At 58.2% G+C, this 13,155-nt stretch carries 10 protein-coding genes; 6 read left to right on the forward strand and 4 right to left on the reverse strand.

What is annotated here, in order from left to right; translation table 11 throughout:
- Positions 1-36 precede the first annotated feature (36 nt).
- Genes leuS through holA form a run of 3 tightly spaced genes read left to right on the forward strand, consistent with a single transcriptional unit; the run spans position 37 to position 4,253 of the window.
- A complete protein-coding gene (gene leuS, locus ASF69_RS15785; protein WP_062589122.1) occupies positions 37-2,667 on the forward strand; it encodes a leucine--tRNA ligase in 2,631 nt (876 codons plus the stop codon).
- Positions 2,657-3,205 (forward strand): hypothetical protein, encoded by a 549-nt coding sequence (locus tag ASF69_RS15790; protein ID WP_244475500.1) that lies wholly within the window; start codon positions 2,657-2,659, stop codon positions 3,203-3,205. The genes leuS and ASF69_RS15790 overlap by 11 nt, the downstream gene beginning before the upstream one ends.
- Before the next feature lie 10 nt (positions 3,206-3,215).
- Positions 3,216-4,253: a DNA polymerase III subunit delta gene (holA, locus tag ASF69_RS15795; RefSeq protein WP_062589125.1), complete on the forward strand. Its 1,038-nt coding sequence runs from the start codon at positions 3,216-3,218 to the stop codon at positions 4,251-4,253.
- Positions 4,254-4,455: 202 nt separating this feature from the next.
- On the opposite strand, the gene fdxA is transcribed toward holA, so the two are convergent.
- The 4 genes from fdxA to ASF69_RS15815 form a co-directional block, all read right to left on the reverse strand.
- Positions 4,456-4,794 carry a ferredoxin FdxA gene (fdxA, locus tag ASF69_RS15800; RefSeq protein ID WP_062589308.1) on the reverse strand — a complete coding sequence of 113 codons (339 nt, stop codon included), beginning with the start codon at positions 4,792-4,794 and terminating at the stop codon, positions 4,456-4,458.
- 234 nt (positions 4,795-5,028) lie between these two features.
- Positions 5,029-5,442: an RNA-binding S4 domain-containing protein gene (locus tag ASF69_RS15805; protein ID WP_162238091.1), complete on the reverse strand. Its 414-nt coding sequence runs from the start codon at positions 5,440-5,442 to the stop codon at positions 5,029-5,031.
- Between the two features lie 96 nt (positions 5,443-5,538).
- Complete coding sequence (locus ASF69_RS15810) at positions 5,539-8,610, reverse strand: helicase-related protein (protein ID WP_062589127.1); 3,072 nt, start codon at positions 8,608-8,610, stop codon at positions 5,539-5,541.
- A 270-nt stretch (positions 8,611-8,880) separates the two neighbouring features.
- Complete coding sequence (locus ASF69_RS15815; protein WP_082469759.1) at positions 8,881-10,122, reverse strand: ubiquinone biosynthesis hydroxylase; 1,242 nt, start codon at positions 10,120-10,122, stop codon at positions 8,881-8,883.
- Positions 10,123-10,181: 59 nt separating this feature from the next.
- Between ASF69_RS15815 and tesB the strand changes: the two genes are divergently transcribed.
- From tesB to ASF69_RS15830, 3 genes are all read left to right on the forward strand, one after another.
- Positions 10,182-11,066, forward strand: coding sequence for an acyl-CoA thioesterase II (tesB, locus tag ASF69_RS15820; protein WP_062589130.1), 885 nt, complete (start codon positions 10,182-10,184; stop codon positions 11,064-11,066).
- 212 nt (positions 11,067-11,278) lie between these two features.
- Positions 11,279-11,629 (forward strand): P-II family nitrogen regulator, encoded by a 351-nt coding sequence (locus tag ASF69_RS15825; RefSeq protein WP_062589132.1) that lies wholly within the window; start codon positions 11,279-11,281, stop codon positions 11,627-11,629.
- A 28-nt stretch (positions 11,630-11,657) separates the two neighbouring features.
- Positions 11,658-13,079, forward strand: coding sequence for an ammonium transporter (locus tag ASF69_RS15830; protein ID WP_062589134.1), 1,422 nt, complete (start codon positions 11,658-11,660; stop codon positions 13,077-13,079).
- Positions 13,080-13,155 lie beyond the last annotated feature (76 nt).

Genomic DNA, 13,155 nt, shown 5'->3' on the forward strand with positions numbered 1-13,155 from the left:
CGCAAATTTTCCCCTTGATACCCGGATTTCAGAAGTATGGCCATCGAACGTTATAATCCTCGCGACGCCGAGCCGCGCTGGCAGCAAAAATGGAACGAAGACAATGTTTTCGTGACAGACAATAGCGATCCGCGCGAGAAATATTACGTTCTTGAAATGTTTCCATATCCGTCCGGTCGCATTCACATGGGCCATGTGCGCAACTATGCCATGGGCGATGTCGTAGCGCGCTACAAGCGTGCAAGGGGATACAACGTTCTTCACCCCATGGGCTGGGATGCCTTCGGTATGCCGGCTGAAAACGCCGCCATGCAGAACAAGGTTCATCCGAAAGACTGGACCTACCAGAACATAGCCACCATGCGTGGACAGCTGAAATCCATGGGCCTCTCTCTCGACTGGACCCGTGAATTTGCGACATGCGATGTCGAATATTACAGCAAGCAGCAGGCACTTTTCATCGATTTCATGGAAAAGGGTCTGGTTTATCGCAAGCAGTCGAAGGTCAACTGGGACCCTGTCGATCATACCGTTCTGGCCAATGAACAGGTCATCGATGGCCGCGGCTGGCGATCTGGCGCGTTGGTTGAACAACGCGAACTGACCCAGTGGTTCTTCCGCATCACCGACTTCAGCCAGGATTTGCTGGACGAGCTGGACGTTCTGGACCAATGGCCGGAAAAAGTGCGGCTGATGCAGAAGAACTGGATCGGCAAGTCGGAAGGCCTGTCGTTGCGCTGGCAGACGGTCACTTCCACCGTGCCCGCCGGTTTTGATGACATCACGGTTTATACGACCCGCCCTGACACGCTCTTCGGCGCATCTTTCCTTGCTATTGCAGCAGACCACCCGCTTGCCAAGGCATTGTCCCAGTCCAACAGCGAACTGGCGGAGTTCTGTGACGAATGCCGTCGTCAGGGAACATCGCTGGCTGCGTTGGAAACGGCGGAAAAGCGGGGCTTCGATACGGGCGTCAAGGTTGTCCACCCCCTCGATTCCTCGATGGAACTGCCGGTCTACGTCGCCAATTTCGTCTTGATGGAATATGGCACGGGCGCCATCTTCGGCTGCCCTTCCGGCGACCAGCGCGACCTCGATTTTGCACGCAAATACGGCCTGCCGGTCGTACCTGTCGTCATGCCGGAAGGCGAAAATGCAGACACATTCGCCATTGGCGAAACGGCATTTGTCGATGACGGCGTCATGATCAATTCGCAGTTCCTGAATGGCATGACAACGACGGGTGCCTTTGAGGCCGTCGTTTCCAGGCTCTCGTCGCAAATGCTCGGCGGTGCTGTGCAAGCCGAGCGCAAGGTGAACTTCCGTCTGCGTGACTGGGGCATCTCCCGCCAGCGCTATTGGGGTTGCCCGATCCCCGTCATCCATTGCGAAGTCTGTGGCGTTGTCCCTGTCCCGAAGAAGGACTTGCCGGTTAAACTGCCCGACGATGTCACTTTCGACACCCCCGGTAATCCGCTGGACCGTCACCCAACCTGGCGGCATGTGTCGTGCCCGCAATGCGGTCATGATGCCCGCCGTGAAACCGACACGATGGACACCTTCGTCGATTCCAGCTGGTATTTCACCCGCTTTACCGCGCCGTGGGAGGAGCAGCCGACCGATCCGAAGATCGCCAATCGCTGGCTGCCTGTTGACCAGTATATTGGCGGCATCGAGCACGCGATCCTGCACTTGCTCTACTCGCGTTTCTTTACGCGTGCGATGAAGGCGACCGGCCATGTGGACGTGAAGGAGCCCTTCAAGGGCCTCTTTACCCAGGGCATGGTGGTGCATGAAACCTACCGTCTGGGCGAAGGCCAGAACGGTCAGTGGATCGTGCCCGCTGATATCCGTATCGAAGAAGTCGACGGCAAGCGCCGCGCTTTCCTGCTGTCTGGCGGCGACGAAGTTCAGATCGGCTCGATCGAAAAAATGTCGAAGTCGAAGAAGAACGTTGTCGATCCCGACGATATCATCGCTTCCTACGGTGCCGATACCGCCCGCTTCTTCGTGCTGTCCGACAGCCCGCCGGATCGTGACGTCATCTGGTCGGAAGCTGGCGTTGAAGGCGCTCATCGTTTCGTACAGCGTGTCTGGCGCATCATCGGCGAAGCTGCTGAAGAGTTGAAGACTGTTACACCGGCCCCCGCAAATGACGGGCAGGGCCTCGTTATGTCGAAGGCTGCGCACAAGACGCTGAAGGCTGTTCAGGACGATCTGGACAAGCTGGCCTTCAACAAGGCCATTGCTCGCATTTACGAGTTGGTAAACACATTGGCCGGTCCTCTGGCTGAGGTAGCAGGCGGTGGCAAGTCGACCCAGGAAAGGGCAGCGGCGCGCGACGCAGCCGAAATCCTGATCCGCATGATCGCGCCAATGACACCGCATCTGGCTGAAGAGTGCTGGAAGGTGTTGGGCAATGAAGGGCTTGTTGCACAAACGGCATGGCCAACATTCGTGCCGGCTCTCACGGAAGAAAATGACGTAGTCATGCCGGTCCAGATCAACGGCAAGAAACGCGGCGAATTGACAATCGCACGCGATGCGGATCAAGATACCGTGCGCGCGGCTGTCGTCGAACTGGATGCTGTAAAAGCGGCTCTGGCCGGGGCCGAACCGAAAAAGATCATCGTGGTTCCACAAAGGATTGTGAACATTGTTGTCTGATGCCTATTCCAGATGGGGCCGCGTAGCAGCCGCACTATCCGTCATTCTGTTTGCCGGCATTCTGGCCGGATGCCAGGTGAGACCGCTTTATGGCGAAGCATCCGGCACGCGCCAGAAGCTTGAGACCGTGAATTTCGCCTCGGCCAATAGTCGCGTCTCACAGGAAGTACGTAATCATCTCGTCTTCATGGCCTATGGCGGCGCAGGCGAGCCGACGCGCAAGGAATACGAGGTCAAGATTACGGTGTCCTCGAGCGCGACCTCGACGGAAGTCACTGACGACACCAGCCTTTCCATCGGCAAGAACAATTATGACGGCCCATATCCCGGTCGCGTCAATATGAAGGGCTCATACGTGCTGACCCGCATTTCGGACGGCCAGGTTCTGCGCGCGGCAACGCGCAACGTCACGGCAATGATCGATCTTCCGCAGCAGCAATTCGCCAATATCCGCGCCGTGCGCGATGGTGAAAATCGTGCCGCCCGTGAGCTTGCCGAAATCATCGGCACGGACATCGCCGCCACTCTCAGCCGCTGAGATCCGTTTGATGACGGAAATCAAGTCGCATGAATTCGAACGCTTCGCCGAAAAACCGGCGGAGCGTTTTCGCGTTTTCGTGCTCTACGGCCCTGATCGCGGTCTGGTCTCAGAACGAGCCTCCCTCATTGCGGCCAAGACCGGCATCGATCCCAATGATGCCTTTGCCTCGCTCAAGCTGACGGCGTCCGACCTGCAAGGCGATCCCGGTCGACTGCTTGACGAGGTGAACTCGATTGGCCTGTTTGGCGGCGAAAAGCTTGTCTGGGTCAAGGGCGCGGCCAATGAGAAGGCACTTGTAGACGCCCTTCAGGTTCTATCGGACAATCCCCCCGAATCGAGCTTTCTGATCATCGAAGCAGGCGATCTCAAGAAAGGCACTGGCCTGCGCAAGATCGCGGAGCCGTCCCGCGCGATTGCCGCCATCCCCTGCTATGCCGACGACGCAAGGGCCATCAATGCGTTGATCGATCAGGAGCTATCGACCGAGAACCTGCGCATTTCGCCAGCTGCACGCCAGAGACTGACGGAATCGCTGGGTGGTGATCGCATCGCCTCTCGCAATGAGGTGCGCAAGCTGGCGCTCTATTGTCGCGGTCGCGATGTGATCGAAGAGGATGACGTGATGTCGATCATCGGCGATGCCAGCATGGTGTCAGCAGATGATGCCGTGGATGCGATATTGAAGGGCGACCGAAACGCTTTCTTTCACGCCACGCAGAAAATCATCGCGTCCAAGACACCCATCTTCCTGGTCCTGCAAGGATGCCTTCGGCAATTCCAGCTTCTGGATCAGATGCGGGCTGAGATGGACGAGAAAAAGCTGCAGGCGGGTCAGGTCATGCAGACGATGGGACGAGGCGTCCATTTTCGTCGCAAGCCGGTCATCGAACGCGCGCTGCGTACATGGCAGCCAGCAGCGATTGCGCGTGAAATGAACCGACTACAGGCCGCCATCCTCCAAAGCCGCCAGCGGCAAAGCCTGGAGGAAAGCGCGGCATTGCTGACGCTGCTGTCCACCACCTTGCAATCCGGGCGCGCCGGCTAGGCGTCTCAAGAAATTAAAAAAGCCTACACGGTAGAAACGTGAGGCCTTGAAGCATACGGAATTATGGTTTTTCCGTGATTCCGGCCTTGAGCCGGAATCCAGCAGCGCCGTGTCTGAGGCACGGAAGAGTTCTTTTCGATCACGGATGTAAGCGAACTGGCCCCCCGGATCAAGTCCGGGGTGACGAAGCAAATTGGAACAATCAGTCGCCCTTGCCAGGCTCTGCCGAAAAATAGAGATCGAGCTTTCCTTCGACGCCATCCATTTCCTTGGCTTCCGGCAGCGGATCACGCTTCACCGTAATGTTGGGCCAGATAGCCGCATATTCGGCGTTCAGCTTCAGCCACTTGTCGAGGCCCGGCTCTGTATCGGGCTTGATGGCCTCGGCAGGACATTCGGGCTCGCATACACCACAATCGATGCATTCGTCGGGATTGATCGCCAGAAAGTTCTCACCCTCATAGAAACAATCAACCGGGCAGACTTCGACGCAGTCGGTATATTTGCACCGAATGCAGTTATCGGTCACGACATACGTCATGATGGACTCCAGATATGCAGGCCGGATCAAATAGCTTGGAAGACAAGCGATCGCCCGGAATTCAGACAGGGCATTTTCGCAAGTGAGGTAATGCCTTTGACCAGATTTAGCAAGGATAAACGATACTGAAAAACCGGCCTATCTTGGTGGTTTATTCCAATCTGCACGTTGAGTTTGCCGCAGTCTCAGGCATAAGCGGGCGCGTAGATCGTCCGGATCGGGAAGCCCGCGTCCCTAGTCGTCACCATTCTCGGGCATCAACCGATCAAGGGCGCGGCGCTCCTTCTTTGTCGGCCTGCCGCTTCCCGGTTCCCGGACCGCCTGTTCCAGAAGCGTCAGGCGCTCACCGGGCGGGCGTGGAGGGGTTTCGTCGTCATAAAGGAGCTTTGCCTCCTCATAGGGCCCACGCCGCTCTCCGGACGCCCTGACGACCAGAATGCGATCCATGCGTTCGAAGCTGATATCCAGCCTGTCGCCGATCTTCACCATATGGCTTGGCTGGCGAACCGGCGCGCCATTCACCCGCACATTGCCGGACTGGATATAGCTCTGTGCAAGGGAGCGGGATTTTGCCATGCGGGCAAAGAACAGCCATTTGTCGAGACGCTGGCGTCCTTGGTCCTGTGTTGGTTGCTTCTCGCCCATCATGCATTCCAGAAACATTGCGCCGCGGGGTCCCGCAGGACATTCATCGGCGCAAATGAAAAGGCCTTCTGCTTTTCACGAAAACAAAAGGCCCTGATCTTACTTCTTCAGCTGTTCCTTGAGAGCAGCCAGCTTTGCGAAAGGTGAATCCGGATCCAGCGGCTTCTCCTTGCGCGGTGGTTTTGCCTCGAAGCGCTGTTGACCCTGCGGCTTGCCACCGCGGTCATTGCGATCGGGGCGGTCCTTGCGCTCGCCACGGTCATGGCGCTCATTGCGGTTATTGTTGCCGCCATTGCGGTCCGGACGTGCGCCTTCGCGCTTGCGGTCACCGTCACGCTTGCGGTCGCCATCGCGGTTGGCGTTGTTGCCACGCGGCTGGCCCTGACGCTCCTCGCCACCGTCTGCACGGCGTTCGCCGTGGTTGCGGTTGGCAGGGCGGCGGTTGTCGCTGCGCTGGTTGTCATTGCGGCCACCGGGACGCCACAGAAGAACAGGCTTCGGTTCAGCAGCTTCGGCAGCAACGGCATCGGTCGAAGCCGCATCGTCCGCCTTGGCCTCAACCAGCGTTTCGGCAGGTGCTGCGGCCTCTTCGGAAGCTGGTTGCGCGTCGGCATCGTCCTGAGACGTTTCCTCAGCAGCGGCCTCTTGCGTGCCAGCAGCCTCAGCCACGGTCTCGCCAGCATCGGCACTTGCCTTGGCAGCATCAGCCGATTGACCGCCGAGGAAAGCAGCAGCCTCTTCGGCGCTGACCTGATCCGCACGATAGCCGAGACCCTTGAGGATTTCTTCCATGTCATCGAGCGTGGCGCCGAGGATGGAAAGCATGGCTGTCGTCGTGGTGAAGCGACGGCCGTCATAGGCACCTTCCGGACGCGGCTGTGTGCCCGGCTTCCACTGCAACAGTGGACGGATGAGATCGGCAAGACGTTCCAGAATGTCGATACGAACCGCGCGCTTGCCGAGGAAACGGAAGCCTGCAAGCTTGTAGAACATGCGCTCGAAACTAGGATCGGTTACAACGGACGTGCGTCCAGCCGCCAATACCGGAATAAGATCGCCATAGCCGGGCTTTCCGAGACCGTCATTCTTCAAGGCCCAGAGCAGCGTCACGAGCTCAGCCGGAGCTGGCTTCAACAAAGCGGGCAGGAATACGTGATAGGCACCAAAGCGGATGCCATAACGGCGCATCGAGGCGCGCGCATCCTGATCCAGCGTCTTGACCTCTTCGGTCACGTCGCGACGGAAGAGTACGCCCAGGTTTTCCACGAGCTGAAACGCCAGACCTTTCGCCAGGCCCTGAAGATCTTCCGCACGGGAGATATCGTCCAGCGGCTTCAGCACGGTCGCGATCTGATGATTGACGAAGCGCTCGATGCGGGCGACGGCGTGGTCGCGCGCATTTCCGCTCAGCTGCTCGTCGGCCAGCATGATGACACGCGGCTTCATGATGTTGTCACCGGCTGCAAGGCGAGCGACAGGCTCACCCAACCAGCGGACGAGACCATCCGAGCTCAGCGCGAGGTCGCCATTCCCGCTGGCATGAAGCCGCGCGGCGCGCGCCTCATATTCCAGCGCAAGCGCCTTCTGCGCTGCGCCTTGCACAGCCTTGGCATCTGGCCCTTCAGCTCCGGCCACCGGTGTAAACCGGAAACCCGCCAATTGGCCGACATGATGTCCTTCAACGAAGACATCACCATTCACACTGATTTCAGCTTCAAGCATCGCATTCTCTCTTAGGCGCCTCATGAGCACAGATGTCCTGCGATCAACAAAGCGTTTCGTCAACCTTTCATGTAGAGCATCGGACAATCGATCTTCGATTTCCCGCGTCTTTTCTTGCCAGTGTGTCGGATCGGCAAGCCATCCTGGGCGGTTTGATACATACGTCCATGTTCTGATCTGTGCAATCCTTGCAGACAACGTATCGATTTCGCCATCTGTACGGTCTGCTCTGCGCACCTGTTCCGCCATGAAATCCTCGTTCACGGCGCCGCGTTTGACCAGATCGAAATAGAGCGTTGAGATCAGGTCGGCATGTTGTGCAGGAGCGATGCGGCGATAATCCGGCAGCGCGCAGGCTTCCCACAGTTTCTCCACACGCTCGGCATTGGTGGTAACGTCGATGATCTCCGGATAGCGCGAAAGATATTCCAGCGCCTGCTGGTCGATGGCGGGCAGTGCCCGGGATAGTCCCTGCACGGTCGGCGCCGCATCCAGACTGCCACGCAAATTGGCAATGGAAGAAAAATCGAAATTCTTCGTGCGCCATTGGAGAACCTTGACCGCATCGAACTGGTGCGACTCGACACGTTCGACAAGTTCATCGTCCAGCGGATCGACCCGACCCGTGACGCCAAATGTGCCATCGCGCAGATGGCGACCGGCGCGACCGGCAATCTGGCCCATTTCGCCGGGATTGAGATTGCGGAACTGATAGCCGTCGAATTTGCGGTCCTGCGCAAAGGCGACATGGTCGACATCGAGGTTGAGGCCCATGCCGATCGCATCGGTCGCGACCAGATATTCAACGTCTCCGTTTTGGTAAAGGCCGACCTGCGCATTGCGGGTGCGGGGAGAAAGCGCGCCCAGCACCACAGCGGCACCGCCGCGCTGGCGGCGCACCAGCTCGGCAATCGCATAGACCTCGTCAGCGGAAAAGGCGACGATGGCGGTGCGTTGCGGCAGGCGGGTGATCTTTTTTTGTCCGGCATAGAACAGCTGGGAGAGGCGCGGGCGCTCAACCACCACAATGCCCGGCAAAAGCTTTTCAAGGATGGGTCGCATCGTGCCTGCGCCCAGAAGCAGTGTTTCCTCACGTCCGCGCAGATGCAGAATTCGGTCTGTGAAGATGTGGCCGCGCTCAAGATCGCCGGCCAGCTGCACCTCATCGATCGCGACGAAGGCGGCTGTCGTTTCACGCGGCATCGCCTCCACAGTACAAACGGAATACTTTGCCTTTGGCGGTGAAATCTTCTCTTCGCCGGTCACCAGCGCGACATTCGGTGCGCCGACCTTCTCTACTAACCGGGTGTAGACCTCACGCGCAAGCAGCCGCAACGGCAATCCGATGACGCCACTTCCGTGCGCGACCATCCGCTCGATGGCGTAATGCGTCTTGCCGGTATTGGTAGGGCCAAGAACGGCCGTAACACCGCGGCCGCTCAAGATCATGGGGCGAAAATTCAACGTACTATCCGTGAAATCGACTAACTGATTGTTTCACAACACATTCGGAATAGATTCCGCCGCATCGCCCCACACACATGGCAATCGCGCAGCTCAAAGGCAAGGAAAGAAACCACAAAAGCTGCAAAAGCCGTTCGTTTTACATGAATAGTGAAACGGACCGGGTGCGGAACAGTCAGCGAACGAATCGGAGACGAATCGCTTAATCCAGCAATTCGTCTTTTGTTCTCTCCCGTCTAGCTCACCATGACTGGTTCAGAGAGGCTGTCCGGCAAGAAGCCGTGGGCCGTTCGGATCGGCGGTGCCCGCAGCCTGACCGATGAAATAGGATTTGAGAGCTGGAATTCTGTCGACCAGCCCCAACCCGAAATCACGGGCAATGCGGATCGGTGCGATATCATTGGAAAACAGGCGGTTGAGCACATCTGTTGTGACCCCCATTCGCACGGTGTCGAACCGGCGCCAAGACTGATAGCGCTCAAGCACATTGAGAGATCCGATATCGAGGCCGAGGCGATCCGCCTCAACGATTGTTTCCGCAAGGGCGGCCACGTCCTTGAAGCCGAGATTGAGGCCCTGCCCCGAAATCGGGTGAATTCCATGGGCGGCATCACCCGCAAGCGCCAGACGCGGCGCCACGAAGGCGCGAGCCAGCGTCAGCCCCAGCGGAAAGGCGCGCCGTGGGCCAACCGGGCGCACGGGACCAAGCTTGTGACCGAACCTGCGCTCCAGCTCCTCCTCGAAGACAAGATCGTCGGAGGCCACGAGACGGTCGGCATCCGCCGTGCGCTCCGTCCAGACAAGAGAAGACCGATTTCCTGGCAGCGGCAGGATGGCAAAGGGGCCCGAGGGAAGGAAATGCTCTTCCGCACAGCCGTTGTGGGGTCGATCATGCTCCACTGTCGTGACAATGCCGGACTGGTCGTAATTCCAGTGAACGGTCTTGATGCCCGCCATGCTGCGCAGGGCTGAGCGAACACCGTCGCACGCCACCAGAAGCCGGGCCTCAAGCGTTGAGCCGTCCGAAAGTGTTACCTGGTTGCTGCGGTTGCCAGCGTCGAAGCCTGAAACACTCAAACCATGTCGGATCGTCACGCCAAGCCGCTCGCACACTCCGCGCAAAGCGCCGACCATCGCCACATTCGGGATCATGTGAGCAAAAGGCTGATCTTCCGCGACCTCGCCGTCGAAGGTCAGGAAGACGGGACGCACGGGATCGGAGGTCCTGGAATCGGTAACGATCATCTTGTTGATGGGCTGCGCCTGCGGCAGCAGTTCATCCCATATACCGAAGACGTCGAGCATCCGCGTGGCCGCGGCAATGATGGCGGAGGCACGCATGTCGTTTTTCCAGACGCCCTCCGGTGCCGCCTCGATGACTTCGACGGCCAGATGCGGTGCCGCCTGTTTGATTGCCACCGCAACGCCCAGACCGACATATCCGCCGCCCGCTACAACCACGTCAAGCATAACGCCTTCTCCTGCATTCTTGTGCATCTCATGCACGCACTATAGACCATAGGCACAGGTCTTCCTACTGCCGGAGCATGTCGAAAATGTCGCGCCCTATCGAAAACACCGAGCCACTCCAGAAGCTGATCTCAACGCTTGACCTCGAAAAACTTGAGGAAAACCTTTATCGGGGAACGAGCCCCCAGGTTGGATGGCAGCGCGTTTTTGGTGGCCAGGTTATCGCCCAGGCGCTCATGGCCGCACAAAGGACGGTGCCTGACAACCGCTTCGTCCACTCGCTTCACGCCTATTTCATGCGCCCGGGCGACCCTGCAGTACCGATCATCTATCAGGTCGATCGCATCAGGGATGGATCAAGCTTTGCGACGCGCCGCATCGTGGCGATCCAGCATGGCCATGCAATATTCTCCATGTCGGCGTCCTTCCAGATCGACGAAGGCGGCTTTGACCATCAGGCTCGCATTCCCCAGGTGCCGCAACCCGAGGAACTCCTCAGTGAAGATCAGATGCGCGATGCGTTTCTCGCCAAGGCGCCGCCTGCCATAAGGAAATACTGGGAAAACAGACGCCCCATTGAAATTCGGCCGGTTTCTCTGACCCATTATATTTCCAAGGAAAAGCTGGATCCCCAGCAGGACATCTGGGTCAGAGCCACCGGCGACGTTCCAGACGATCGCCATTATCAGGCAGCGATTCTCGCCTATCTCTCGGACATGACGTTGCTTGATACGTCGCTTTACGCCCACGGCACCACGATCTTTGATCCGGCGGTTCAGGCGGCAAGTCTCGATCACGCCATGTGGTTTCACCGCCCGTGCAAACTCGATGACTGGCTGCTCTACACACAGGACAGCCCAAGCGCATCGGGCGCGCGTGGCCTGACACGAGGCAGCCTGTTTACAAGGGACGGCGTTCTTGTCGCATCGATGGCGCAGGAAGGCCTGATCCGCAAACTGGCAAATGATTAAATACTAGGCATTTTTTCGATTCTGCATAGTTATTGCGCCTTTTGCGCGAAGGCGCGTGCCTATTTTCCGATCTTTTATAAATTAAACGATATTTTTCAGTTAGTTACGCGCAACCATCCAAACTGGCACGCGCCTTGAATGTAGGAGATCAGTCGCTGTTACTGATCTGCCAGCGTCGAGGAGAGCCGGCTTCATGCCGAGGCAAACAAAGGATGGGAAACCAGATGAAAATTGTGATGGCCATAATCAAGCCGTTCAAGCTGGATGAGGTGCGCGAGGCGCTGACTGCAGTCGGTATCCAGGGCCTGACCGTGACAGAAGTGAAGGGTTACGGACGCCAGAAGGGACATACCGAGATTTATCGCGGCACCGAATATGCCGTGAGCTTTCTTCCCAAGCTCAAGATCGAGATCGCGGTTGCGTCCGATCTGGTGGAGAAGGCCGTCGATGCTATCGCCTCCTCCGCGAAGACTGGGCAGATCGGTGACGGCAAGATTTTCGTTTACTCGATTGAACAGGCCGTGCGCATCCGTACCGGCGAAACCAACACAGAAGCGCTCTAAGCACGGCTGACAGGGGAGTTTTCCAATCATGCAATTAAACAAGCTTTCAACACTTGGTCGGCTCGGCGCTGGCACGGCGGCTCTCTTTGCCCCGGCGCTTGCATTTGCCCAGGATGCCGCAGCGCCTGCGGTTGCCGCGGCTGCACCGGCAATGACGGTCGACAAGGGTGACACGACCTGGATGATGATTTCGACCATCCTGGTTCTGTTGATGATCGTTCCCGGTCTCGCACTGTTTTACGGCGGTCTCGTTCGCACCAAGAACATGCTGTCTGTCCTGATGCAGGTCATGATGATTGCGGCGGTCGCGATGATCGTCTGGGTCACATACGGCTATTCGCTTGCCTTTACTGATGGCGGTTCGCTCAACAGCTTCGTTGGCGGCTTCTCCAAAATGTTCCTGGCAGGCGTCGATACGACGACGCTGTCGGAAAGCTTCACCAAGGGTGCAGCCATTCCTGAGCTCGTTTTCGTCTGCTTCCAGATGACCTTTGCGGCCATTACGCCCGCGCTGATCGTCGGTGCATTTGCTGAACGCATCAAGTTCTCTGCCGTCATCCTGTTCACGATCCTCTGGCTGACATTCGTCTACTTCCCGATCGCTCACATGGTCTGGTTCTGGGGCGGCCCAAGCGCCTATGATGGCCCAACCGGCCTGATCTTCAGCTTCGGCGCAATCGACTTCGCTGGCGGCACCGTGGTTCACATCAACGCAGGTGTTGCGGGTCTCGTCGGCGCAATCATGGTTGGCAAGCGTACCGGCTTCGGCAAGGACATGATGGCTCCTCACTCCATGACGCTGACCATGGTCGGCGCTGCCCTTCTGTGGGTGGGCTGGTTCGGCTTCAACGCCGGTTCCAACCTGGAATCCAACGCCTATGCCGCTCTTGCCATGATCAACACTTTTGTTGCAACGGCGGCTGCCGTCGTGTCCTGGGCACTGGTCGAAAACTTCACACGCGGAAAAGCATCCATGCTTGGTGCTGCTTCGGGTGCTGTTGCAGGCCTCGTCGTCATCACCCCGGCAGCCGGTTTCGTCGGTCCAATGGGCGCAATCGTCATGGGTCTGATCGTTTCGCCGGTCTGCTACTTCTTCGTTTCGACTGTGAAAAACAAGTTCGGCTACGATGACACGGCAGACGTATTCGGCGTGCACGGCGTCGGCGGCATCATCGGTGCTCTGCTCACTGGCGTGTTCGTCAACCCGGCGCTCGGTGGCGCTGGCATCGTCGATTATTCGACAGCTGACTTCGCTGCTAGCTACGCTGGCACGGCAACGCAGGTCTGGGCACAGCTCAAGGGCGTTCTCGTCACCATCGCATGGTCGGGTATCGGCTCGATCATCCTCTACAAGATTGTAGACCTCGTCGTTGGTCTGCGTGTCCCTGTCGAGGCAGAACGCGAAGGTCTCGACCTCGCCACCCACGGCGAAGCGGCCTACCACTCCTAAGCAGACAGAGACACCGTCTCAGACACGAAAGCCCGGCCACCGCCGGGCTTTCACATTTTTGGAACCTGTTACAGCA

Origin of the sequence: Rhizobium sp. Leaf311 (assembly GCF_001423445.1) — a bacterium.
GTDB lineage: Bacteria > Pseudomonadota > Alphaproteobacteria > Rhizobiales > Rhizobiaceae > Agrobacterium.